This is a genomic window from Pseudoalteromonas sp. 13-15 (assembly GCF_001468205.2).
GTDB lineage: Bacteria > Pseudomonadota > Gammaproteobacteria > Enterobacterales > Alteromonadaceae > Pseudoalteromonas > Pseudoalteromonas marina.
In genome coordinates this window covers 179,796-202,839 of record NZ_CP019163.1, presented here as the reverse complement: position 1 = coordinate 202,839, position 23,044 = coordinate 179,796, and the positions used below count along the sequence as shown (strand labels likewise).

The 23,044-nt window shown below is 36.9% G+C and carries 26 protein-coding genes; 11 read left to right on the top strand and 15 right to left on the bottom strand.

Features of this window, described 5'->3' with window-relative positions; genetic code table 11:
- Nucleotides 1-40: 40 nt before the first annotated feature.
- Entirely contained in the window at nucleotides 41-1,237 is a 1,197-nt protein-coding gene (locus ATS72_RS16465) for a cation:proton antiporter (protein WP_058429292.1), read from the bottom strand.
- Nucleotides 1,237-2,448 (bottom strand): tyrosine-type recombinase/integrase, encoded by a 1,212-nt coding sequence (locus ATS72_RS16460; RefSeq protein ID WP_058429291.1) that lies wholly within the window; start codon nucleotides 2,446-2,448, stop codon nucleotides 1,237-1,239. The genes ATS72_RS16465 and ATS72_RS16460 overlap by 1 nt, the downstream gene beginning before the upstream one ends.
- A gap of 138 nt (nucleotides 2,449-2,586) precedes the next feature.
- Between ATS72_RS16460 and ATS72_RS16455 the strand changes: the two genes are divergently transcribed.
- Nucleotides 2,587-3,150 (top strand): YSC84-related protein, encoded by a 564-nt coding sequence (locus tag ATS72_RS16455; RefSeq protein ID WP_058429290.1) that lies wholly within the window; start codon nucleotides 2,587-2,589, stop codon nucleotides 3,148-3,150.
- A 252-nt stretch (nucleotides 3,151-3,402) separates the two neighbouring features.
- Nucleotides 3,403-4,272: a hypothetical protein gene (locus ATS72_RS16450; RefSeq protein ID WP_139295592.1), complete on the top strand. Its 870-nt coding sequence runs from the start codon at nucleotides 3,403-3,405 to the stop codon at nucleotides 4,270-4,272.
- A 426-nt stretch (nucleotides 4,273-4,698) separates the two neighbouring features.
- On the opposite strand, the gene ATS72_RS16445 is transcribed toward ATS72_RS16450, so the two are convergent.
- The 4 genes from ATS72_RS16445 to ATS72_RS16430 all read right to left on the bottom strand — a co-directional run bounded on the left by ATS72_RS16445 (nucleotide 4,699) and on the right by ATS72_RS16430 (nucleotide 9,372).
- Nucleotides 4,699-5,730, bottom strand: coding sequence for a patatin-like phospholipase family protein (locus ATS72_RS16445; RefSeq protein WP_058429288.1), 1,032 nt, complete (start codon nucleotides 5,728-5,730; stop codon nucleotides 4,699-4,701).
- A 138-nt stretch (nucleotides 5,731-5,868) separates the two neighbouring features.
- Nucleotides 5,869-7,275: an alanine/glycine:cation symporter family protein gene (locus ATS72_RS16440; protein WP_006794782.1), complete on the bottom strand. Its 1,407-nt coding sequence runs from the start codon at nucleotides 7,273-7,275 to the stop codon at nucleotides 5,869-5,871.
- A 118-nt stretch (nucleotides 7,276-7,393) separates the two neighbouring features.
- Nucleotides 7,394-8,305, bottom strand: coding sequence for a citrulline utilization hydrolase CtlX (gene ctlX, locus ATS72_RS16435; RefSeq protein ID WP_058429287.1), 912 nt, complete (start codon nucleotides 8,303-8,305; stop codon nucleotides 7,394-7,396).
- The gene (locus ATS72_RS16430) at nucleotides 8,302-9,372 is read right to left on the bottom strand and encodes an ornithine cyclodeaminase (RefSeq protein ID WP_058429286.1); all 1,071 of its coding nucleotides are present in this window, start codon (nucleotides 9,370-9,372) and stop codon (nucleotides 8,302-8,304) included. Before ATS72_RS16430 ends, ctlX begins: the two co-directional genes overlap by 4 nt.
- 165 nt (nucleotides 9,373-9,537) lie before the next feature.
- Between ATS72_RS16430 and ATS72_RS16425 the strand changes: the two genes are divergently transcribed.
- Entirely contained in the window at nucleotides 9,538-9,969 is a 432-nt protein-coding gene (locus tag ATS72_RS16425) for an Lrp/AsnC family transcriptional regulator (RefSeq protein WP_058429423.1), read from the top strand.
- A gap of 466 nt (nucleotides 9,970-10,435) precedes the next feature.
- Here the strand turns inward: ATS72_RS16425 and ATS72_RS16420 are convergent, their stop codons facing one another.
- The gene (locus ATS72_RS16420; protein ID WP_235591554.1) at nucleotides 10,436-11,578 is read right to left on the bottom strand and encodes an acyltransferase family protein; all 1,143 of its coding nucleotides are present in this window, start codon (nucleotides 11,576-11,578) and stop codon (nucleotides 10,436-10,438) included.
- 188 nt (nucleotides 11,579-11,766) lie between these two features.
- Here ATS72_RS16420 and ATS72_RS16415 point away from each other — a divergent pair, with 188 nt between their 5' ends.
- From ATS72_RS16415 to ATS72_RS16400, 4 genes are all read left to right on the top strand, one after another.
- Entirely contained in the window at nucleotides 11,767-12,267 is a 501-nt protein-coding gene (locus ATS72_RS16415; protein ID WP_058429285.1) for a transposase, read from the top strand.
- On the top strand, nucleotides 12,177-13,109 hold the full coding sequence (locus ATS72_RS16410) for an IS3 family transposase (protein WP_139295591.1): 933 nt from the start codon (nucleotides 12,177-12,179) through the stop codon (nucleotides 13,107-13,109). Before ATS72_RS16415 ends, ATS72_RS16410 begins: the two co-directional genes overlap by 91 nt.
- Before the next feature lie 495 nt (nucleotides 13,110-13,604).
- Nucleotides 13,605-13,781 carry a hypothetical protein gene (locus ATS72_RS18885; protein ID WP_161936498.1) on the top strand — a complete coding sequence of 59 codons (177 nt, stop codon included), beginning with the start codon at nucleotides 13,605-13,607 and terminating at the stop codon, nucleotides 13,779-13,781.
- A gap of 115 nt (nucleotides 13,782-13,896) precedes the next feature.
- Complete coding sequence (locus ATS72_RS16400; RefSeq protein WP_058429283.1) at nucleotides 13,897-14,301, top strand: hypothetical protein; 405 nt, start codon at nucleotides 13,897-13,899, stop codon at nucleotides 14,299-14,301.
- Between the two features lie 146 nt (nucleotides 14,302-14,447).
- Here the strand turns inward: ATS72_RS16400 and ATS72_RS16395 are convergent, their stop codons facing one another.
- Together ATS72_RS16395 and ATS72_RS16390 are read right to left on the bottom strand one after the other, a co-directional pair.
- Entirely contained in the window at nucleotides 14,448-15,440 is a 993-nt protein-coding gene (locus ATS72_RS16395; RefSeq protein WP_058429282.1) for a patatin-like phospholipase family protein, read from the bottom strand.
- A 328-nt stretch (nucleotides 15,441-15,768) separates the two neighbouring features.
- Nucleotides 15,769-16,512 carry a siderophore-interacting protein gene (locus ATS72_RS16390; protein WP_058429281.1) on the bottom strand — a complete coding sequence of 248 codons (744 nt, stop codon included), beginning with the start codon at nucleotides 16,510-16,512 and terminating at the stop codon, nucleotides 15,769-15,771.
- A 122-nt stretch (nucleotides 16,513-16,634) separates the two neighbouring features.
- On the opposite strand from ATS72_RS16390, the gene ATS72_RS16385 reads away from it, so the two are divergent.
- The 3 genes from ATS72_RS16385 to ATS72_RS16375 all read left to right on the top strand — a co-directional run bounded on the left by ATS72_RS16385 (nucleotide 16,635) and on the right by ATS72_RS16375 (nucleotide 18,798).
- Nucleotides 16,635-17,054 (top strand): MarR family winged helix-turn-helix transcriptional regulator, encoded by a 420-nt coding sequence (locus tag ATS72_RS16385; protein ID WP_058429280.1) that lies wholly within the window; start codon nucleotides 16,635-16,637, stop codon nucleotides 17,052-17,054.
- Between the two features lie 83 nt (nucleotides 17,055-17,137).
- Nucleotides 17,138-17,551, top strand: coding sequence for a translesion error-prone DNA polymerase V autoproteolytic subunit (gene umuD / locus ATS72_RS16380; protein ID WP_010556176.1), 414 nt, complete (start codon nucleotides 17,138-17,140; stop codon nucleotides 17,549-17,551).
- Entirely contained in the window at nucleotides 17,539-18,798 is a 1,260-nt protein-coding gene (locus ATS72_RS16375) for a Y-family DNA polymerase (protein WP_058429279.1), read from the top strand. Before umuD ends, ATS72_RS16375 begins: the two co-directional genes overlap by 13 nt.
- Before the next feature lie 15 nt (nucleotides 18,799-18,813).
- Here ATS72_RS16375 and ATS72_RS16370 read toward each other — a convergent pair whose 3' ends face one another.
- The 5 genes from ATS72_RS16370 to ATS72_RS16350 form a co-directional block, all read right to left on the bottom strand.
- Nucleotides 18,814-19,269: a hypothetical protein gene (locus ATS72_RS16370; protein WP_058429278.1), complete on the bottom strand. Its 456-nt coding sequence runs from the start codon at nucleotides 19,267-19,269 to the stop codon at nucleotides 18,814-18,816.
- A gap of 226 nt (nucleotides 19,270-19,495) precedes the next feature.
- Nucleotides 19,496-20,011, bottom strand: a complete 516-nt coding sequence (locus tag ATS72_RS16365; protein ID WP_039037357.1) for a DUF4240 domain-containing protein — start codon at nucleotides 20,009-20,011, stop codon at nucleotides 19,496-19,498.
- Nucleotides 20,011-20,202 (bottom strand): YwbE family protein, encoded by a 192-nt coding sequence (locus ATS72_RS16360; protein ID WP_006793492.1) that lies wholly within the window; start codon nucleotides 20,200-20,202, stop codon nucleotides 20,011-20,013. The genes ATS72_RS16365 and ATS72_RS16360 overlap by 1 nt, the downstream gene beginning before the upstream one ends.
- Nucleotides 20,203-20,270: 68 nt before the next feature.
- Nucleotides 20,271-20,552, bottom strand: a complete 282-nt coding sequence (locus ATS72_RS16355; RefSeq protein WP_058429277.1) for a hypothetical protein — start codon at nucleotides 20,550-20,552, stop codon at nucleotides 20,271-20,273.
- An 8-nt stretch (nucleotides 20,553-20,560) separates the two neighbouring features.
- Entirely contained in the window at nucleotides 20,561-20,773 is a 213-nt protein-coding gene (locus tag ATS72_RS16350; protein WP_008131755.1) for a hypothetical protein, read from the bottom strand.
- Nucleotides 20,774-20,874: 101 nt separating this feature from the next.
- Here ATS72_RS16350 and ATS72_RS16345 point away from each other — a divergent pair, with 101 nt between their 5' ends.
- Entirely contained in the window at nucleotides 20,875-21,678 is an 804-nt protein-coding gene (locus ATS72_RS16345; protein ID WP_006793489.1) for an ion transporter, read from the top strand.
- 52 nt (nucleotides 21,679-21,730) lie between these two features.
- On the opposite strand, the gene ATS72_RS16340 is transcribed toward ATS72_RS16345, so the two are convergent.
- Nucleotides 21,731-22,846 (bottom strand): DUF748 domain-containing protein, encoded by a 1,116-nt coding sequence (locus ATS72_RS16340; RefSeq protein ID WP_058429276.1) that lies wholly within the window; start codon nucleotides 22,844-22,846, stop codon nucleotides 21,731-21,733.
- Nucleotides 22,847-23,044: the final 198 nt, after the last annotated feature.

Here is a 23,044-nt window from a genome sequence, read left to right as displayed (position 1 = left end):
TTAAAAGGCGTAACTTAAATTTAGTTACGCCTTTTTTATTTTACTTTGCATTTTTAAAACTATCAGCAATCGGTTTTGTACTAATGCCATGAATAAATACACTAAACAAAATTGTAGTCATGGCAATGCTCGCAATCTGAAATTTATTTTCTATTTGCTCGTCAATCACCATAAGCGTAAACACAATTGAGGCCAATCCTCTTGGCCCAAACCATGCAAAAGTAAAACGCTCTTTTAAGTTTAAAGATGTAAAAAGTAGTGACAACATTACAGGTATAATTCTTATCAATGTAGTACTTAATAATGCATACGTTACTATTTCAAAATTTAATTTTGGCAAGACTAAATAAGCACACGCATAACCGAATAAACACCAAATCATCAGAGACGTAAAGTCAGCAATATGTTCTGAATCTTCTATTAATTCAGTACGCACTGTTTTAGTTGAAAACTTATCAAACAATAAACCCGCTACAAACACAGCAATAAAGCCACTGCCATGAAAATATTGGGTAACAGAAAATACCGCCATTGCAAAACCTAATAACAAAAATGGGCTAGTGTTTTGTGCAAAGTAATGCCGCTTCATTGCAAAATTTAAACTCGGAATAAAAATCGAAATACTCGTTATAGCAACAAGTAATGCAATACCTAACTCTCTTGAAAATACACTCACTACATGAGAGGTAGTTATTGCTGACTCAGGATTTTTTGCCAATAAAATAAATATTAAAAATACGGGTACACATAATCCATCATTTAATCCGCTTTCGGTATTGATCCCTTCACGAATTTTTTCGGGTACTTCACTGCTTGATAGTAACCCTTTGCTAAGTGCTGCATCTGTTGGCGTTAAAATAATAGCAATTAATGCCGCTTGAATTAACGAAAGCTCAGCAAACAAAAATAAACCAACCGCAATTCCCAGTAATAATGTTAAGGGGAGGGCAATAAATAATAATAAGCCAGGGTATTGAAAACTATGCCTTAATACACTTAGTTTAGATTTAGCCGCATCCGAAAATAAAAATATACTCAAAGTTAATTCTATAAACGGCAGTAATAAATCAACGCCCGCTTTTAACTCACCACCATTATTAGGCACTAAATTGGCTAATGTAATACCGCCAATAACAAAAAACATTGGGCCAGTTACTTCTGTTTTTTCTAGTTGGCGAAGCGTCAATGAATATATTAAAAACAAAGCGCCTATAAACGCTATCACTAAGTAGGTCATTAAATTTTCCTTTTAGCTCCGGATTTTGCTCGCTCTTTAATATTTGTTTGAATATAAATTTGATCGGTGGTCGCAATTTTTGCATGTCCTAAATCTTCAGATAAATGCTTAAGTGGTCGCGTTTGCGCGTCGTGTGTTGCTCCCGTATGGCGCAGCCAATGGGCAGTTGCTGCACCTAGTTGTTCCGCATCATCTTTAAAACCATCATCCAACAATGATTGTTGCGCATAATCAAAACTTTGTTGAACTAATCGCCTAATTTGCCTCACAGTCATACCACCTTGGCCTCTAATTTTATGAACCAGTGGCTCGGCTTCATCAACGCGGGGAAGGGCAGGCAGTCCTCTGTATAATCTATAACGTTTTAAATATTCAACAAAATCATCACTTAACGTAACATCTCGTAGCTTGTTACCTTTACCCATTATTCGTAAAAACCAAAAGCCGTCGTTATCTTGCCAAAAATGAGACATAACCGGTGACCACTGAGGTCGCTCCGATAATTCAGAAATTCTTAAATACAATCCCTTTAAACACGCTAGGGTAAATAAGTTTCGTTCTAAATCTGGGTTTTGTTCACATAAATCGCGAGTTACTCCAAACACATACTCCCATTGTATATCGCTTAATGTGTCTGGGATCTGAATTTGAGATTGCACAACTAAATACGGGCTATTTTTTTTCACTACTGGTACAAAGTTAGCAAACGTTTTTTCTTCAAGTAATGAAAATTTATAAAATACATTAAGCGCTGTGAACATAGCCGACAATGTTTGTTGGCTAGCTGTAGATTCTTTAAGCATAAAAGGGCGCCAATTTTGATTTAATCGGCGAATCCCTTGCTCGTCTTTATAACGCCACTGAACAGAAGTTGATGCCCACTTTTTATCGGGTTCAACCATAAAATCAACATAGGCTTCAATATCTTCACGTTTTAATTCGAATACTGACTTTTCGGCAATTAACCACGACCACAAATAAAATCGTTCAAGTTCGTTTCTAAATCGACTGTATGTTGCTTCTGATTTTCGGCCATAGACATATAAAAATTGATATAAAAATTTAAGATCCGATTCTGATTCAGTTACAGTCAAGGCAACTTGCTGTATAAAGGTTGCAAGTTCTGGGTATTCCGAATTAAGAGTACCGTCATCAAGATGAGCAATTTGATATCTTAATTGTTTTAACGTATCGACCAACGCAACAAGCATAGTATATAAATATTCAATTAAATAAGTTAGTTACAGAATAACCTTTAAGTCCGATACTGTCTAGTATTGGACATAGGAAATAACTGTTTATTTTGACTATGCTTAAATGGCCATGCCAAACCTTATTAAGGAAAAGTTATGAAACAAGTTAGTATATTATTTTTACTTACACTCTCGTTAATACTCACAGGTTGTGCGACTACTGGTAGTGCATCTCCTAGTGAAAAACGTTCTTTAGTACAAAGTATGAAAAGTAACACACTTAGTAAACTTTATACTAAAAAGCCAGATGTTAAAACGCAAATAGCAAACTCTGCTGGTTATGCTGTTTTTGATAACGCGAATGTTAACGTTATTCTTGCTAGTTTTGGTGGTGGTTATGGCGTAGTAAAAAATAACCTAACAGGTAAATCTACTTACATGAACATGGGTGAAGCTGGTTTAGGGTTAGGTTTAGGCGTTAAAGATTTTAATGTAGTTATGGTTTTTCATACTCAAGCAGCAGTAAATAGATTTATTGAACACGGTTGGGCATTTGGTGGGAACGCAGATGCTGCAGCAAAATACGAAGATAAAGGTGGAGCATTGGTGGCCGAAGCCATTGCAGACCAAGTTACTGTCTATTCTGTAACCGAAAATGGACTTGCTCTACAAGCTATTCTAAAAGGGACTAAATTTTGGGTAGATTCTGAGCTAAATTAACCGTTAATAACTCTCCTAAAAGCGGGCTGATTTGTATAATCACGCTCGCTTTATTATTAATGATTTAATTTAACATAACGTAATTTATGGGTAATTAATATAAACAAGTACGTTCTTTTTTTACTTGCTAAACGTGAAACCTGCGTTAGCATAAACACGCATCACTAATCCTTATAAGCAACTAACTATTAATTTTTACATCTTCGCTAATTAATTGTAAAATGTTTTTTTATATTTAAATGGATGTAATTTTTGACTACTACGATTTTCAGAAAGAATAAAAAAATGGCGCAAATGGCTAGTGATAGCCGAGTATCGTGGATAGATACTGGAAGCAATATACCAAATAAGTGGTTTGATTCTGACGATTATTTAAAAACTATTACAATTGATGATGTAATGTATGGTTTTGCTGGTACAAATGTTATGTTCAAAATGTTTTTACAATATTATGAATCAAGAGACACTTCAATACAGCTTTTAGATACTTTAGTTCTTTTTGCTAAGGAAAACAGAGTTCAGTTTTTTATAATTAGATATGAAATAGATGAATTAAGGCTTTTTTGTTATTCTCCGCAAAATCCTGACTCATCCGTTCCTTGCGAAATTTTTAGAATTTCAAAAGATCCTATAATTGATAAAGACTATTATGCAATTGGTTCTGGAAAATATAGTAAACAGTATAAAAAGAATAGACGTAATTCTAGTGCTCAAATTCCTATAAGATCTATTATAAATGCAAATTTATCAGGATTAAAAAAAGGAGATATGGTAGAGTTAACCAACAAAGTGCTATCCAATAAGCTTACGCCTGAAGAGTCGAATAAAGTATTTTGGGCTTGTAAAAATAAAGGTGGTGACTTATTTACTGGAGGGAAAATTAACATGAGTAAAAATGCAACTCGTACAGTTTTAGCGAAACAAGTACAAATTATGGATGAAATGGATAAAAGTGCAAAAGCCCAAGGTGCAGTATGCGCTAGCCCTGTAGACGCGTGCTTAGAAATTCAGCAGCTGAATCAGCTTGGTCAATACTCTGTAAGCCCTTATAAAGTAACTGTCACTGATAAAGAAACAGATCTTTTAGCTAGAATGAAGTCAACATTTATTGCCTCTACTTAGTATATATTTTTTATAAAAACCGCTTGTTGCGGTTTTTTTATGCCTAATTTATAGTTATAAAGTAATAATGCCGCAATAAGAGCAAAAACCGAAGCTTTAAAAAAAGAACCCATCAAGCAGCTACTGCAAAACAGAACCCCTCAAAACAAGAAACAATCAATAATGCTCGAAAAAACTAATAATGAAATATGCACTTATTGGTCTAATGAATAATTGGTATCTCGTACAGATAGAAATAAAACAATGATGTAAGGTGATTGTGAAAGATCATCAAAAGCACCTAACTCTTCAATATCTGTTTTTAATCTAAAAGGTAGTAACTAAACCAAAATGTCACCACCGACAAAAATGTAAGCTATTATTAAAAAGGGCTTATCGCCCTTTTTTATATCTATATATCGTAATGTATGACTTTATAGCCTTTGTTTAAAAATTTTCTCTTGCGGTCAATTTTTTATCAAAAGCTTCAGCCAATTTTTTAGTTTCACTAAACACGGTATTCCAATATTTAATACGCGTGTCGGCATCGAGATCGGTAAAGTCGTTTCTGTCTGGAATTTTTCCGAAAGGTAAACCGGCTACAAATTCTTTTGATGGGGTGATCATCACCACGTTGTCGTAATTTTGTGGTGCTACTTTGCGTTTTAAGTTTTTATCAAACCACCCTGCTTTTGGGTCGCTGTTAAAATGTGGATATAAAATTAAGCCAGGGTTATTAATTTTTACATCAAAGTGGTAGTCGATTATTCCGCCATCGCGATACATGCCTTGTGGCGAGCCTGCAATATTTTTTATACCTTGCATTACAAGTGGTATAGAGCCCGACGCAAGTAAGGCATCTTTTAAATTTGTTTGGTTAAGTGCTATGTTTTGCGTTTTAAAATTATAACTGTCGGTTATTGATAAATTACTATTTGGCGCGCCAAAAATAAATCGCTCGTACTGCGAGCCTAATAATTTTCGGTTTACGCGGTTTAGCATGTAACTTTTTGATAAACCTAAAAGCTGAATTAATTTATTTTCGCTGGCAATAAAGCCATTAGATTTAGCGACTATAAAATGTGCTTTAAATACGGGGTTATTTATTATTTCGGTCACGCCATTATCGCCAAATACATCTTCAAGTAATGCGCGGGCTTTAATTGTAATTTCAGCAGGTGTTGGTTTATTACTTGAATAACGCGTTTGCGAATACGATGTTGCTAAACGCTCAATGGCGGCAACAGGGTCGTTTTGTGCAAAACACGCAGAGCGAAATGCGCCAGCTGATGAGCCAATTAAATTAAGCGGTTGGGTTCGGTTTTTAAAAAATTCACCAAAAATATATTTGTCTAATCCAAATAAAGTAAACCATTTAGGCCCACCACTTGCGCCTAAAAATGAAGTAAATAGCTCAGGCTTAAAGCCTTGCTCGTTTATTATTTTTGCTGCGTTCTTCCCTGCGACAATGTCGATCATGTCTGTATTTTTACCTTTTATATATGTATTTTAACTCTTTAACGCGCTACAAATATGAATAGTTATGCAAAATTAAAAAGCGGTTTTATGCTGCCATAAAACCGCTATTTGTAGTTAAAGTTAGCTAAAATACATGAATTAATCCCAAATGCCGTCTTCGCATTTTCCCTGAACTTTTACATCTTTTACTTTAAATTCGGGTTCTATACCTTTGTCTCTTTGCGTGTGGTAGTCGTGCGTTACAGACAAAATAGTAGGTGTTAACAGTATGATAGCGATTACGTTAACGACTGTCATTAACCCTAACGCAATATCAGCTAAATCCCATACTTCTTTTAATGTGGCCGATGCGCCCCACAACATCATTGATAAATATAGTAAGGTGTAAATACCACGCCCTACTTTGTTATCAAGCTTAAATAGATGTAAGTTACTTTCAGCGTAGGCGTAGTTAGCTACCACCGAAGTAAAGGCAAATAACGTAATGGCTGCAGCTACAAAGTACACGCCACCTTGCGCCAAATGCGCGGTCATAGCGCTTTGTGTTAAACGTATACCTTCCATTTCGCCGCTTATGTCTATATCGGCTAATAAAATAACGACGGCTGTACAACTACACAGTACGATTGTATCGAAAAATACACCAAGCATTTGTATGTAGCCCTGTGTTACAGGGTGATTAGGAATAGGGCTAGCACTTGCACTGGCATGCGGAACACTCCCTGCGCCCGCTTCATTAGAATATAAACCGCGTTGAATACCATTTTTAATGGCAGCCCCCATCGCGCCTGCGCCCGCTTCTTGTAATCCAAAGGCTGACAAAAATATATCTTTAAGCATGGCCGGTACTTGAGTAAAGTTTATAACGGTAATAATAACGGCGGCTAATACAAAAATAATGCCCATAATGGGCACTACGCGCTCTGCAAACCGGGCAATGGCTTTAAAGCCGCCTAATATAATTGAGCCTGCAAGGACTGTAATAACAATACCTGAGTAAAACGTGGGTACTTCAAATGCGTAGTTTAGGGCATCAGTAATTGTATTGGTTTGCATTGCGCTAAAAGTAAACCCGTACCCTAAAAATAAGCACGCGGCAAATACAATTGCAAAGGCACGGCTTCCCAACCCTTGTTGAATGTAATACGCAGGGCCACCTCTAAATTCGCCGTTACTATCGCGAATTTTATACACTTGGCCTAATATACTTTCTGCAAATCCGGTTGCCATGCCCAATATAGCAATGACCCACATCCAAAATATTGCACCACTGCCACCAAGCGATATAGCGACTGCAACACCAGCTAAATTACCCGTACCTACCCGAGCACAAAGCCCTGTACACAATGCCTGAAATGAAGAAATATCGTTTTTATTACATTTACTGCTGCCTTTTAATAGGCTAAACATATGCTTAAATTTAACTATTTGAATTGCTTTTAAACGCACAGAAAACCATACGCCGGTGAAAAGTAAAATATAAATGAGTACCTGACCTTCTCCCCACAAAAGGTTATTTACACTTTTTACTACCGTATCGAACATTGCAGATTCCTTATTATATTTTTATAGTTATGCGCTTTAACATAGGCATTTTAAAATGTACTGGCAACGCTTAATATTTTATTCGTTATAAAGGCAACCATGTTGCCTTTAGCTTTTCTTATTTGCTTTGTAAATGTACCCCTGCAATCATACACCTTACTGAACCACCAGCAGATTCAATGGTAGGTATGGGCAAAGGGACCAGTTTAGCCGTTTTTTGTATTGCAATAATTTGCTCGGTTGTTAGCGCATTATAAGCAGTTTGTGACAGCGCTAAAATTCGGCCATTTTTACCTTGTAATTCTATGGCATTCCCGCAAAAGTTATTTATTTGCTCAACCGACAAATCAATTACTTCGTGATGGCTTTGTAAAAAATGCCCTACCAGCTCACTGCGTTGGTCTTCAGGCACCATATTTAAGCCAATCATTACAAACTTGCTAGCCACACACATTAGTACATTAGAGTGATACACCGCTATACCTTGCTCGTCAGTTGCGTTAAACACAACCGGCTTAAACGAAAGTAAATTACACACCGTATTAACGACCGACCTTGTTGTGCGTTTAGATTCTACCGCGTAGGCAAGTTTATATTGGTGATCGAGCACCAGTGATCCGGTACCTTCCAAAAATGAATTTTCTTTCGCTAAATGCGCATAATCAGTCACTACCGCCACTTTATAGTGATCCGTTAAAAAATCAATTATATCTTTACGATATTCTAATCTTCTGTTTTCAACAAACATTGGGTAAATAATTAATTGCCCATTTTGATGGGTAGAAAACCAGTTGTTTGGAAAAACCGAGTCGGGTGTGTGTGTTTGCTCATCTTCAAATAAATGAACGGTTACACCTTCGCTTTGTAGTAACTCAACCGCGTGGGTCACCTCTTTAAATGCTTGCTCGCTTTCATTTTTTGCTGCACATTCGCTTTGAAATGCATTGTCGAGCATGGTTTGTGGATTAGAAGTAAAGTGATGCGGACGAACCATAACAACCGCGCTCGGTGCTTGTTGTGTTAGACTCATGCTGCATTCTCTTTATCTTTATGCGGTATTTCAAGAACTGAAAATAAATTGCGCGGGTCGCCCTGCTGAGTGATCAGGTCAAGTATTTCGTATTCTCCTGACTTAATAAGCTGCTCGCGAATATACACTAACGCGCTAAAGTCTTCGCTTGCAAAGCCTACACCGTCAAAAATAGTAAGCTCTTTTTCGTATGTACGACCAAGGTGCTGTTTATTAATTACTTTATGAAATTCGGTTACAGCAAAACACCTGCTCATTTGTTGAATTTCGCCCTCTACTCTAGTTTGTGGTTCGTACTCTACAAATACATTAGCACGCTCCAACAACGCTGAATCAAGCTCAGTTTTTCCAGGGCAATCGCCTCCAATCGCATTAATATGAACACCTTGTGGGATCATATCGTTTGTTAAAATGGTTGCGTTGGTTTTATCGGCCGTGCATGTGGTAATTATGTGCGCGCCCTTTATTGCTTCCTCTACACTTTTACAGATAGTCACGGTTAAGCCTTTATTGCTTAAGTTATTAAATGCTTTTTGAGAAGCTGCTTCGTCTATATCGTATAAACGAATGTGCGTAATACCTAATACCGCTTTAAATGCTAAAGCCTGAAATTCTGACTGAGCCCCATTGCCAATCAGAGTTAAGGTTGTTGAGTTTTTTGGTGCTAAATAAGTAGCCACCAGCGCTGATGTTGCAGCAGTGCGTAGTGCGGTTAATAAGCACATTTCGCTAATCATTACCGGGTAGCCGCTATCAACATCTGACAAAATACCAAAAGCCGCAACCGTTTGAAGCTCCTTAAACGTGTTTTTTGGATGGCCATTGACATATTTACAGCTAAACATTTTTCCATCACTTACCGGCATAAGCTCTATTACACCATCCGGAGAGTGAGCTGCATAACGCGGCGATTTATCAAACTCATGCCACCGAGCAAAGTCGTGTTTTAACGTTTTAGTTAGGCTAACTAATACGTTTTCTATTCCTATTGTATTTATTAGCTTAGCCATAGCTTGAACACTTACAAATGGAACGCCTTGTTTTGGCTCTGCTATAAAATGACTCATGACTACCTCTGTAATAATAATATGAACTAATTAAAATAAGTTTATCGACTACAGATGCCATTTAATATGGCAATACTTTATACAAATAGTAGTAATTTTTATCAATTTGCTATGCATAAATGTAAAGTTTTAGTATTTTGTATGAAATTAATTAGAGGTAAGCGAATGATCCCTTACATTTACGACTCCTTAGATAACGCCTTAATAGCCGAATTAAGAAAAGATGGCCGTGCTTCTATTTCAGCCCTAGCCGATGTTTTAAAGGTGTCGCGCGGGACAGTACAAAATCGCTTAGACCGTTTAGTTTCATCGGGCGCGATATTAGGCTTTACGGTGCGTGTACACGAACACATAGAAACCGAGGCTGTAAGTGCAATAATGATGGTGGAAGTGGTGGGTAAATCTACATCGCAGGTAATTAAAACTCTGCGCGGCATACCAGAGCTCACTAAATTACATACCACTAACGGCGCTTGGGATTTAGTAGCAGAAATACAGGCGGCAAATTTAGGTGAGTTTGATGGCGTACTCAGGCAAGTGCGCGAAATAGAAGGCATTTTAAATAGCGAAACCAGTATATTATTATCATCTACTTAAGCATTAATGTTAACACGTGAATATTAATATCGCCTTGCTCATGTCTGATCTTACAGTTTAAGTAATTAGATTTAGACCTCATTTAGCAGACAGCTATTAGCAAGAAGTAGTTAGTCAAAATCTTAATGTCTGAAGTCAAGATTTGACCCTAGGCTTTCTAAAACCCCATAATTCGACACCCTATTAATACATATTAAAAACTAATATATATTCTTTAATAAAGAGCGGAATTGAGATTTGTTTTTATTAAAAAAGTATTTTGAAGAGCATTGCGAGCAAGCTCGCTTTTCTGGTTCGGCTCATTGAGCTTGCTCAATGAGCAATAGAATATGAGATTAAAGCTAATGTATCTTAAGTTGCTTTTTTAGATAGGTTTTAAGGAAAGCCTACCCGTTAGATAGGCTTGTAAGAAAAGTTGATTAAATGAGAAGTTTGACCTAATAGAATACATCAAAAAGCAATAAGCTTAAGATCTAGTAGCGCTGATTCTAGTTTGCTCTGTACTACTATCTGCCCCTACTTTTTTGTTTAATTTTTGTCCCTTAATCTCTATATATTTATAAGTTAGACTTGAAATATAAATAACTATAGCAAGTATGACAATGACAACTAAATTATTTATCATAGCACCACCAAAGTTTAAAAACCTTATTGTTTCAATCATAGGTGCCATTTCAATACCTGTAATTTTTTGAAGTACCATAGCAGTAGATAACAAACAAAAAAGTATTGCATAGTGAGTCATATAAATTGAATACGATAGCTTTCCTGCATATTGCAATGGTTTTATTTTTAATAATTGTGAAAAAATACCACACTCAAAAGCAAAAAATAATACAGTAAAAAAGAATAACACTGGTGCAATAATTGAGCGATATTCAAAAGTAGATTGAACAATTAAGACAACCAATATAAGTAGTAACGTCTCAACGATGCTTCCCAAAATATAAGATGGTTTGAAATGTGATAGTTTTTTATACATTACATAAGTAAAGGCACCACCAAAAAAACAAGAAAGCCCTCTCAACACAGATGATACTAATATTTCAGAACCTAAATACATAAGAAGAAAGGCAGTGAATGAGATAGCAAACCAAGATATTATTCGATTAGATTTAAATAAGACAATAGATATATATAACAAAGCATACATATAAAACTCAATACTAATACTCCACGAAGGTGCATTAAAGCTAATATTTACTGTGAACGGTGTCCATGACTGAATTAATAATAAATTAGGTATCATTTCACTAACTGCAGCGGAATTAGTAAAAGGTTCATTATTAAAAACAAAACCACCAAACTTATACGCAAACAACTTACCAAACTCTAGAATAACAAACACCAAAAACATAAAGAAGTGCAATGGATACAACCTGAAAAACCTCGCTTTCATAAACGTATTGAAATTAAGGTTTTCTTTAGACCCATAACCGTGAGCCAAGACGAATCCACTTAAAACAAAAAAGAACTCGACGAAAATACTACTATTATTAAAGAAATCCAGTTCAGTGACAGAACCAAGTACGTTCATATGATATAACACCACTGATAAAGCACATATTCCTCGAAAAGCATCCAATGCCTCAAATCTTTTATTCATCATCCTACTCGCTACCAAAAAATTAATAATCTCGAAAGTATTATACAGGCAAGGCAATGCAAGGCAATGCAAGGCAAGGCAAGGCAAGGCAAGGCAAGGCAATAATTATTTTTAAATGCAAGAAAGCAAAAAACCGCCTATCATGAAGTGACCCCCAATAGTTGGACAATCCAATTACTGGGGGTCTTTTTATGTCCAAGCACAAAAGAATATTTAAGTTAAAGCTCGCACAACTTGCTGAGCAGGAAAACTCTGAAGCATTAAGTAGAAAGTACAATATTAGCGCTCGGCTTATTCGTTATTGGTTTCAGGTCTACCTGCTTAATGGGTCAAAGAGTTTTATCCATAAACAGTTACCTTATTCAGGCGAGTTCAAAATTCATGTGCTCGAGACGATGGAAATTAATGATTGGTCTTTGGGTTATACTAGCGCCTATTTCGACTTATCATCCCCAGGTATTTTATTTCAATGGCAAAAGCTTTATGCTCACGGGGGTATAACCCGACTAAAACCACAGAAAAAAGGTAGGCCTCGCGTGACGAATCATTCTTCAACTCCTAAACCATCAGCAGACATGTCTGAAAAAGAGCTCAGGGAAGAATTGGATTATCTACGTGCAGAGAACGCAGTCTTAAAAAAGTTAGAAGCCTTGGCTCAGGCCAGAAAGAAAAAAGCAAAGACAAAACGATAGTTGTCGAAGAGCTCAAGGCAAAATACAGCTTACAACACTTATTAAAGGTCACAGGGCTTCCCAAGAGTGTGTATTATTACCATCGTAATACACTGGTTCAGCCCTGTTCCAACACTGACTTATGCAAAACAATACGTGATATCTATCACAAGCACAAAGGACGATACGGCTACCGTAGGGTAACTTGCACGCTAAGAGCAATGGGTTTGATGGTTAATCATAAGCGCGTGCAACGCTTGATGGGCGAACTTGGCTTGAAATCAAAAGTCAGACCTAAACGCTACACCTCTTACAAAGGTGAAGTCGGTAGAATCGCTGAAAATGTTCTCAAACGTGAATTTACGGCAAAGAAGCCCAATCAAAAATGGGTGACCGATGTCACTGAATTTAAAGTCAATAGAGAAAAGGTATACCTGTCACCGGTAATAGACCTATTTAACCAAGAAGTGGTCAGCTATGAGGTAAGGACATCTGTCACGCTACCACTAGTGACTGACATGCTTAAAGCCGCAACAGCAAAGCTGTTGAAGCATGAGAGACCACTCATCGACTCAGACCAAGGTTGGCAATATCAAAATAAACGATATCAACAACACCTGAAAAAGCATGGGCTAATTCAAAGTATGTCTCGAAAAGGAAACTGCTTAGACAATGCCGTTGCAGAAAACTTCTTCGGCATATTAAAAACTGAGATGTATCACAATGAGACGTTCAATGACGCAAATGAACTCATTGAAAACATCAAAGAATACATCGATTATTACAACAACGAACGCATTAAGCTAAAACTAAAAGGCCTGAGTCCGATACAATATCGAAATCAGGCCTTGGTTGCCGCTTAGAAATGAGTCCAACTTATTGGGGTCACTTCATCAAAGGCGGTTTTTCATAATATGGTAGTGAACTACAAATTTAAGCCCCGTTAAAATTAAAAGGCTTATTAGGGGGATGATTGTCGGAAAAAGTTCTTTAAAAAGTTTTAATGGTACCAGTGGACGGACTCGAACCGTCACTCCCGAAGAAACCAGATTTTGAATCTAGCGTGTCTACCAATTCCACCACACTGCATTAAAACTTATACAACTATATACAACATTTATAAATAGCTTACCTTACAACTAACTAGTTGAATTAAAAGGATAATATCTAATATTCAACATAGGTACAACCAATTTTAATTACTCTTTTTAAAGAAAATCGGCGTGTTTTATGGGTTCCAAATGCATAACCTAATGCTTTAAAAGCGCTTAGAGTTAATTACAGGAGCTCGTTTTTTAATTGAATTTGGCTGTTGGAGTTATTCTACAGTCTCGTTATAAGCACATTGAGGTTTGAGTATGAAAAAGTATTTAACTAAAAACTTTAGCCTAGCTATGGGGGTAGGAGCAGGAAATGCAATTTATCAATATTTTTTTAACTCCACAGATGAATTCGATTTTTATAAACCCGTTTTTATTGCTTTAGTCACATTTGTTCTTTTATCTATTTATAGCGCTGTGAAATATCAAAAATAAAATTAGCGAAAATGCATATAACAAAAAAATAATGATGGGAATTTTACTCGCTAAAAAAGCGCTCCTAAAATCCCCATATTTAATGCGTTATATTTCTATCGACTACAGGTGAAAAATGCCAGATCTAGCTTCAATAGGTACTATAATTTCAAGTGTAAAATCAGCAACGGATATTGCTAAATTAATTAAAGATAGTGATGTTTCATTAACTGCTGCTGAATCTAAATTAAAGGCTGCTGAACTTATAAGTGCTCTAACAGATGTGAAGTTTGAGTTAGCTGAGCTTCAAGATGAATTAAGAGCAAAAGATGATAAAATTAATGAGTTGGAAAATAGGTTATTAGCTAAGTTATCTTTGAAATTTGACGGGAAACTGTATTGGGCTGAGAATTATGAGGTACCTTTTTGCCCTGTCTGTTATGAAAAAGATGATAAAAATTTTCATCTAACTTTCACTGAAGGCTTCGACTATTTTCCAGCAAAGCATTCTTGTAAAGTTTGTACTAATGAGTTCCTTTAAGCGAATGCGGTCAAACCTTGACTTCACACATTAAGAATCTTCAATGTCTGCTCTCAGCACATATGTGACTATCAGATTTAGCTAAGACTTATTCAGTTAAACAACCGTAATATTTTACGGTTGTTTCTAAACTATTCGCTTCACAGCTACATGGCGTAGCTGTGTGCATAATCTACAATACGTGCATTTTGGCTTTTTAAGTATTCTCGGCCTGCTTTTACACCAAGCTTATGATCTTTACGTAGATCGTCGTTTGTACTGCCTAATAATTTGCTGTGCAGTGTTTCGTCTGCAAAAATTTGTATAATTTCTACATCACTTGGCGGGTTTGCCATAAAGTTTAGCTCGTCTAAGTAAGCTTGTTCGTGCTGAATTAGGTAGTCGAGTGTTTTTGGGCAGTAACCGGCAGCTGTAGCAAGCGATCTAAGCTTTTGAACCCATGCAGATTGCGCTTGAAAATCAGCATCTACCGTTCTAATAACCACAATTTTACGTGCCCCACGGTTATACGCTTCGCGTACTGGTAATGGTGCTGCTAGCCCACCATCAAGAAAAAAATCTTCTTGGGCTTTGTTTATTTGCGTGGTTTCGTTAGCTGCTTGCGCATTTAACCAAGGCGTTAATTTAACACCTTGTTTGTATAAAAATGGTAAAGCACTTGACGCTTTTAATAGCTCTCTCCATTGATGCTCTTCACCCGTTGGTGATAAGTAATACGCTTTTCTGTCTCGTGCGTTTGTAGCAGTAATAAGTAACTCACGTTCACCTAAAGACGTTTTAGCTGTTTTAAAGTCAATCGCTCTATTTACTTCTTTTGTTTTATCAAAGTACCAGTCTAAATCAACAATGTGTTTTCCCATTAGGCCGCGACCTAGTTGAAAAAAACGTTTATTACGAGACAGCCCTCTAATTAGGCGTTTAGCGTAACCTTTTTGACGTGCTAAATAACTTGTTAAGTTTTGTGAACCTGCCGACGTACCAATAAATAAATCGAATGGGTCGTAGTTTTGTTCTAACCACGCATCAAGTACACCTGCGGTGAAAATCCCTCGCTGCCCGCCACCTTCAGCAATTAACGCAACCTTAGGCTGTGCTATTTTAGTTACTGAAGAAGCTGTTGCGCTGTTTAGAGAGTTCACGGTGTACCTGCCTTTAATTAAATAATGTTTGTTTCAATAAATACATTTTATAGAATTAAAGTAATGCCTTAAAATTGATTGTTTAAATCAGTTTGATTGATAAAATAGAACAGCAAACCATCCATTAGTACATTTAACTAATCATGACTAATGCGTATTTCTAATTTTAAATATTTAGGCATCACATCAATTAATTTAAATTGTAAATTACTGATTGATGCCACTACTTTAACAAGCCTTAGGTGTACGCTTGCTTAACTAAAATAAAAATGAGTATTCACGCGTGTATTAAATAGCTAAGTAACCTATTTTACTTAGCTATAAAGAGTTAAGCCGTTTGTTTATTAGCTTGGCGCTCTAACTTGTAGTTTTCTGAATTTAAGCCTTTTTTCCAGTAACCTGATGCCACTATGTTGCCCCTTGGTATAGAAAGCGTGTTAGTTAATGCTTCTTTAAGCTCTCGCACTAGCCCAGCCTCAAGTGCCATAAATACAATGGGCGGCTGTTCATAATGCTGTAGTGTGGTTAATGCATTAGCCATCTCTACCTCTGGCGTTGTAGTTATTAACCAAGTGACCTGGCGCGTTGAGTCTAAGCTGATTATATCCGCTTCAGTCGGGGCGTGAATAAACGCGTCAATTTTGGCGTTTATTGGCAATTGCTTAACGTAGCCTTTTATAGCGTTTACTGAGGTTAAATCGCCTAGTAACACATAATGTGAGTGCTGGTAATTTCCAAGCTTTTTAGGACCAGGGCCTGCAATAGCCAGTTCATCACCTACTTTAGCGGCTTTAGCCCAGTTAGTTGCAGGGCCTTGGTGCATATTAATAACAAAGTCGAGCGTAATTGCACCATTACTTTTATTTACATTTTGTATTGTGTACGAACGCATACACGCTGTTTTTAAATTGAAGTCGGCCACAGCGTTTTTTGGAATAAGCACTTTTACATAACTTCCAATGTGATCAGAAGTTAAATCTGTAAACTCTTCAGAGCCTAAAACTATACGTTGCAAATGCGGGGTTATTTGCTTTGTGTTTAATACTGTTGCTTTGCGTACTTTTTTTGCCATATAAATTAACCTCATTGATTAAAAATCACTGCTTTATAAAGCAGACATTGCACAACGCCCCATTGGTTGATAAAATCAACTATATAGATTTAATTGACTTTGTCAACCATTTGGAATGTATTATGAACACCTCTTTAGCCAATACGCTATTTATGTTAATGCAAAACTACCGGGTAACCATACGCGAAGCCATTAATGCCAGCGAGCTCGGTTTAAATGCAATGCATGTACGTTGCTTACATATTATTGCAAGTACCTCGCAGTGCACAGCAAACGACATTGTGAATAACACCCAACGAGATAAGGCTCAAATAGCGCGGCTTGTAAAAGAACTTATAGCTTTAAAGCTTATAAATAAGTGTGCCAGCGAACACGATAAGCGCTGTTTTATTTTAACGTTTACCGATCAGGGTGCCGTGCTTTTTGAAAAATTACTGGCCGCTGAAAAGCATGTAAACGATCAAATGTGTAAAACGTTAAACCCAAATCAAATCAATGACTTTTTAAACACGGCTCAGCAAATGATCAAAAATATGCAATGATCTTTACTTCATTACTTGGCATAAGTTAAACAAAACACATATACTGTACACTTATACAGTATATGTGTTTTGGTTATTTATTTATGTTTGTTATTCCTATTTATATAGAAGCAGGTATTTGCGGGTTTGAATCTCCTGCAGCACAATACACTGAGCTTGGCGTTTCCCTTGATGAGCTATTAATAAAGCACCCTGATGCCACTTTTATTGGTATTGCGTCGGGTAGCTCTATGCAAGAAGTAGGGATTTTTGAGGGTGATTTACTTGTAGTAGACCGAGCAGAACACGCTAAAGATGGCGATGTAATTGTGGCTAATTTAAACGGCTTATTTGTGTGTAAGCTACTTGATAAAACAAACGCTCGATTACTATCGGCTTCGCCTTTATATCAACCCGTTAATATTACGCCTAGCGATGAGTTTCAGCTTGAAGGCGTAGTCAGTTTGTCAATTCGTATGCATCGCCAAAGCCCTGAGTTACTTTCATGTATGCCTTAGTCGATGCCGTGGCGTTTTATGCCAGCGCCGAGAAAGTATTTGATCCCGCCATTCGCTCAAAACCTGTGGTTGTGCTCACTAATAACGACGGCTGCGTATGTGCGGTATGCCCTATTGCGCGACGTTTAAATATTCCTAAATTTGGCCCTTATTTTAAAGTTAAGCAGTTACTAGAACAAAACAATGTGGTTGTACGCTCCAGTAACTATGAACTATACGCTAATTTAAGCGACCGAATGATGAGTGTGATTGGCCGCTTTTGTGACACCCAGCATATTTACAGTATTGATGAATCATTTTTGCACTTTAGCGGCTACGAAAACGTTGTAAAAGATTGGCATACTTACGGGCACCTTATTAGACGAACCGTATGGCGAGAAACAAAACTTCCCGTTGGCGTGGGGTTTGGGCCAACGCCTACACTTGCAAAAGCGGCAAATCATGCAGCTAAAAAATTAACAGGCTTTGACGGTGTTGCTGTCATAAATGACGAAGCAAGCCGGCGAGCTATTTTACAGCGCATGGACTGCCAAGATGTATGGGGAATTGGCAAGCGCTTAGCTAAAAAGCTAAAAATAATGAACATAAATACCGCATGGCAGCTTGCACAACAAAACCCAAAAACTATGCGCCGCGCTTTTAGTGTGGTGGTAGAGCGCACAGTAAGCGAGCTTAATGGCTTAGTATGTTTAAACTGGGATGATGTACGCCAAGATAAACGCGAAATTTACTCAACTCGTAGCTTTGGAGAGCGTATTTATGAACCAACCGCTCTTAAAACTGCTTTAATTAACCATGTCACTATTGTGGGCAAAAAACTAAGAGCCCAAAAGTCGCTAACAAAGCAATTATATATTTTTGCATCTAGCTCATCTCATGAAGATGTATTTTATAAAAAGTCTTATATGTATCAGTTTAGCATGCCAACAAACGATACTTGCGTTATGGCCAATGCGGTGTCTGAGGTGTTTGAAAAAATTTACCAACCTGGCGTGCGGTTTTATAAATGTGGTGTAGGTGCACTAGAACTTACTGCTGAGCAATTTCAGCAAAGTGACTTATTTGCACCACAACAAGATAACCCAAAGTTAATGGGCTGTTTAGATGCTATTAATACCCGATACGGCAAAGGTATGTTGGGCTTAGCAAGTAGTAAATTAAACGATCGCTGGCATATGAACAGAGATTTTTTATCGCCTCAGTACACAACCCGTTGGCGAGATATACCAAAAATAAAATGCGATTAGCTAATAGTTGATATATTACTGGACAGCTTTTTTAAACTTGCACTCAACACTTGCTGAACTTAATGTGTAAATAAGCATGTCGTTAGGTAAAAAACGAATGCTTTGTCGAATTGTTTTTTCGTTTATTGGATCATCACAACGGCTCATTCGTAAGCCATTATCAAGCCCATCACTTTTATATTTTAACGAACTAGTAATAAAGCAAAAGTTTGGCTTTTGTATAGTTTGAGTTCCGTTATGTAATGAGCCAAACACAATTTGTTCACCCAGCTTAAACCCCTCACTGGGGTTACTTGCATTAATTAAACTCAAGTCACTGTTTACGCATAACCCTGAATTAGCAGAAACCACCTTATATGTACCAAGTTTTGATTTTAAAAGGGGTATAAAGCGTGCCTTATTGCTTGGCTCAGCGGCTACGTGGACGCTGACAAAAACAAACATGAATAAAGTCAATTTGATGTGTTTCATTAAGTAAACGTATCCTTATGCGTTAATTATTTTTTTAGTTCGTATACTAAATGGCTTAACTTTATTACATAGCTAAATATAACAGAGATTTACTACTAGAAGACAAGGCTATATAAAAAGAAAAAACTAAATTAAGGCATGTAATTATTTATCACACTTTAAGATACGTTATCGAACAATAAAACGATTTAAAATAATGCGCTAAATAAGCGCATTACTATAAGATTTACTGCCAATATTTTGAGAATAATTGTGGGTAGGCTTGTTTTAAAAATTTTGCTTTGTCTTTAAAGCGTTTACCTGCGGGTTGATCGCCTGATGGCACGAAGGGTAATTCATCCTCGTTGCGCTCTTCATATAATAAGCCGGCGATGAGGTCGTATTCATCAATATATGGGTAAGGCTGTTCATTTAAGTGATAAACAGGTGTACATAATGCAATGGAGTCGGCATTAACGAGCGCGTTATCAAACACTGTTTTACCGCGTGAAATAAGCCAACATCTAAACTCACTAAAACCATATTCGTCATTGCAGCCTGCCATAACAAACGCAGCGCCAAATAAATCCCATGTAAAACATTTACGCATATTTATGCCAAAAAACTTATCAAATGCAATAAGTTGCTGATCGTCTAAATTGCTTAGGTTTGCTTTAAGGTGGTCGCTTACACTTTGCGGATCAAGGCCTAAGTCGGGTGTAGTCACTAATTCCCAAAAAGCCTGCTCTGATAACGCTGCCATTATAAAATCTCTTTTACTCGGCCTACTTGGCCATCTTCTAATCTCACTTTAATACCATGCGGGTGGTTTGGTGATTTAGTTAATAAACGCTCTACCACGCCTTCGGTTAATGTACCGCTTCGTTGATCTTCTTTTAAAACAATATTAACTACAGTGCCTGGTGATATTTGCGAACGAGAAGGAACAGCCATTATTTAAACCCTAAATATAATTTTTTTAATTATAACGCCCAACTGCAGGCAAACCAACAAAACCCATTTTAATTGGCAAAAAACACGATATGTGAAGGTTTTATCGTCAATTTAATACCCGTTAGTTGAGTAATAATTATAGATTTAAGGTGTTCAATCTCAGAGTCAGCGTTATTAAGCGCTATAGTATCTTCAAAATAGCAGTTAACTTTTAAGGTGTTAGCTTCGTTATTTAAATCGACAGTGTGAGTAAGGTATGCAAAATCGGTCACTGAGTCTTTTATAGACTCACAGGCTTTAGTCAGCGCTGCGCGTATTTGTTTGTCTCGTTGTTTTTGTGTTTTAGTCATGAGGAGGATTATTTACTTTTTTCTGCTTGTTGTTTTTTAAATTCTTCGTAATTTGAGTCTTGCTCTTTAAGGCACTCATAATATTCTTTATCGGCTTTGTAATTACATTCGTTAAGGCGGGCTGATTGTAATTGTTCAAAGCGTGCATCGGAACTACACCCGGCTAAAATAGGTAATCCGATTATAAATACAGCACACACTTTTAATTTATTAATAACCATTAAATTTCCTTACACTATTGCGTTTAAAAAGACGTTAAATTGTGCCGAATATATTGTATATTAGCGCCATAAAAATCTTCGTATTTACAGGACCACTTATTATGATGTCGCAGTTACAAGCTTTGTTTCAGCGTATAGACAAAAGCAAGATATTTCAATCATTTGTTATAGCTGTCATTATTGTTTCTGCCCTTACTGTAGGCGCTCATACCTATAGTCTTCATCCTACGGTTGAGCTTGCACTTAACTGGATGGATATTGGCATAACCGCATTCTTTTTAATTGAGCTGATTATTCGCTTTGTTGCAAGCAAAGGCATAAAAGACTTCTTTTCAAAGGGCTGGAATATATTCGACACCATTATTGTATTGGGTAGTTTATACCCCGCTGCGGGCTCTACGATGCTAATAGCGCGTTTACTACGTATATTTAGAGTGCTCAGGTTAGTGTCGATGATCCCTGAACTTAGACTACTCGTTAACTCCTTGCTCAAAGCAATCCCGCAAATGGGCTACATAGCTCTACTTATGTTTGTTATTTTTTATATTTACGCCGCTATGGGCAGTATGATGTTTGCCGACATTAACCCCGTACTTTGGCAAGATGTGTCTATTTCAATGCTAACGCTATTTAGAATAGCGACCTTTGAAGATTGGACCGACATAATGTACGAAACAATGGCGGTGTACGAGCTAAGCTGGATTTACTACCTGACCTTTATATTTTTAACCGCCTTTGTGTTTTTGAATATGATGGTTGGCGCAATTTTAGAAGTAATGGGTGAAGAACACCGAAATGCACGAGAAGAACAGGCCGATAACGACTCGCTTCCTGCAACACAAGGACAAGTTAACGAATTACAAGCGCAAATAGCAGAGTTAAAAACATTGCTGAGTAAAAAGTAACAGTTTAAGCCTCACAAAATATGTTTGTGGGGCTTAAAACTCAATTAGCCTGTTACTCATCTGATGTACTTTCTACTGTTTCAAACGATATCACGTCGTCCACTTCCATTTTAAACGCCTCTAAAAACGCATTTTTTAATACCGACACCACTGCCTGAAACGTAGATATATCGGTGTTGTTTAATGTGCCATCGATCGGTATACGCGCAGCAACTAACTCAGATTCATCATTTTCAAGTAATTCGCTGAGTATATCTATGCTGCCTTCAAAAATAGCAGTGAACAATCCGTCATCGTCTTTTTCTATATCTTCACGCCACGAAAAAACACTCAAGTCATAAACACCGGCCTTTGCATAGCCGTTTAAAACATTATCTTTTGCAGCAAGCTCCATTGCCCCATCAATGCCTCCTGCTTCAATGTCAAACGGGGTGTACACTTTAAAAACCGTTTCTAAATGTTTAACCGAAAAACGTTGAACCTCTACATTAAAGTCAAAGTTTGCTTTTTCACTAAATGGGTCTAATTGACCTTTAAGAGACAATGCAGCTTCGCCCATTAAATCCCCTTCAACGTTTAACGAAGTCACTAAGGTTTTTGTAAGGTTTTGAGCATTGGTTATGTTTTTAATCTCTGCATCAATATTTGAGATATAGGTAGGTTTATCACCCTCGCTGGTGGCATTTACTAACGAAACTTTACCGTTAACAATACTTAAAGTGTCAATTGAAAAAGGGACTAAATTATTAGCAAGCCCTACCCAGGTTGTTTCATTTTTAACTTGTTTATTTTGCTCTGTTTTATTAGGGGCTTTGTCGTAAACCACAATTTCAGGGTAGGTAAATTGCATATTTGTCACTAAATTCCCTTTCAGTAGTGCTGACCATGAAAGCGAAAAATTGAGTGTTGCAACGCTAAGTAGTGGTTTAGCCGCTAAATTATCCTCTTTTGCATAAATTTTTATGCCGTCAATAGCATACGCACCGCGGTACAAATATAAATCAACGTCACCTACGTGGCCTGTTATTCCCTGCGTGTGTTTAATTTGTTGATTAACATAATATTGAATAGCATTGGGCGCACCAACACGGAATATTAATAAAAGCACAATGATTAAAACAAAACCAGTAAACCATTTAGCTCGAGGAACCTTTGAAATTAACGCCATATAACCATCCTTATTTGTGTAATTATGAGCATGACAATGTGTAAAAACTACACAAAAATAAGCACAACTGCGCTGTTAAGTACTTAAATTACTGGGTGCACGCAAAATACTATTTTAACTTTTGCAATGGCTATGCCACACAGGAGGTTATTTAAAAGCCACAAAAGAGTGTAAAAGGAAGGAATAAAAACTAAAAAG

Coding starts and splice junctions, on each gene's coding strand:
- ATS72_RS16365 (WP_039037357.1), bottom strand. CDS start 20,011: ATGGCAGCGTTATCAGAGCAGGCTTTTTGGGAATTAGTGACTACACCC.
- ATS72_RS16455 (WP_058429290.1), top strand. CDS start 2,587: ATGAAACAAGTTAGTATATTATTTTTACTTACACTCTCGTTAATACTC.
- umuD (WP_010556176.1), top strand. CDS start 17,138: ATGTTTGTTATTCCTATTTATATAGAAGCAGGTATTTGCGGGTTTGAA.
- ATS72_RS16460 (WP_058429291.1), bottom strand. CDS start 2,448: ATGCTTGTTGCGTTGGTCGATACGTTAAAACAATTAAGATATCAAATT.
- ATS72_RS16345 (WP_006793489.1), top strand. CDS start 20,875: ATGATGTCGCAGTTACAAGCTTTGTTTCAGCGTATAGACAAAAGCAAG.
- ATS72_RS18885 (WP_161936498.1), top strand. CDS start 13,605: ATGAAAAAGTATTTAACTAAAAACTTTAGCCTAGCTATGGGGGTAGGA.
- ATS72_RS16430 (WP_058429286.1), bottom strand. CDS start 9,372: ATGAGTCATTTTATAGCAGAGCCAAAACAAGGCGTTCCATTTGTAAGT.
- ATS72_RS16400 (WP_058429283.1), top strand. CDS start 13,897: ATGCCAGATCTAGCTTCAATAGGTACTATAATTTCAAGTGTAAAATCA.
- ATS72_RS16415 (WP_058429285.1), top strand. CDS start 11,767: ATGTCCAAGCACAAAAGAATATTTAAGTTAAAGCTCGCACAACTTGCT.
- ATS72_RS16445 (WP_058429288.1), bottom strand. CDS start 5,730: ATGATCGACATTGTCGCAGGGAAGAACGCAGCAAAAATAATAAACGAG.
- ctlX (WP_058429287.1), bottom strand. CDS start 8,305: ATGAGTCTAACACAACAAGCACCGAGCGCGGTTGTTATGGTTCGTCCG.
- ATS72_RS16440 (WP_006794782.1), bottom strand. CDS start 7,275: ATGTTCGATACGGTAGTAAAAAGTGTAAATAACCTTTTGTGGGGAGAA.
- ATS72_RS16360 (WP_006793492.1), bottom strand. CDS start 20,202: ATGGCTGTTCCTTCTCGTTCGCAAATATCACCAGGCACTGTAGTTAAT.
- ATS72_RS16390 (WP_058429281.1), bottom strand. CDS start 16,512: ATGGCAAAAAAAGTACGCAAAGCAACAGTATTAAACACAAAGCAAATA.
- ATS72_RS16375 (WP_058429279.1), top strand. CDS start 17,539: ATGTATGCCTTAGTCGATGCCGTGGCGTTTTATGCCAGCGCCGAGAAA.
- ATS72_RS16370 (WP_058429278.1), bottom strand. CDS start 19,269: ATGAAACACATCAAATTGACTTTATTCATGTTTGTTTTTGTCAGCGTC.
- ATS72_RS16355 (WP_058429277.1), bottom strand. CDS start 20,552: ATGACTAAAACACAAAAACAACGAGACAAACAAATACGCGCAGCGCTG.
- ATS72_RS16420 (WP_235591554.1), bottom strand. CDS start 11,578: ATGATGAATAAAAGATTTGAGGCATTGGATGCTTTTCGAGGAATATGT.
- ATS72_RS16465 (WP_058429292.1), bottom strand. CDS start 1,237: ATGACCTACTTAGTGATAGCGTTTATAGGCGCTTTGTTTTTAATATAT.
- ATS72_RS16340 (WP_058429276.1), bottom strand. CDS start 22,846: ATGGCGTTAATTTCAAAGGTTCCTCGAGCTAAATGGTTTACTGGTTTT.
- ATS72_RS16425 (WP_058429423.1), top strand. CDS start 9,538: ATGATCCCTTACATTTACGACTCCTTAGATAACGCCTTAATAGCCGAA.
- ATS72_RS16350 (WP_008131755.1), bottom strand. CDS start 20,773: ATGGTTATTAATAAATTAAAAGTGTGTGCTGTATTTATAATCGGATTA.
- ATS72_RS16385 (WP_058429280.1), top strand. CDS start 16,635: ATGAACACCTCTTTAGCCAATACGCTATTTATGTTAATGCAAAACTAC.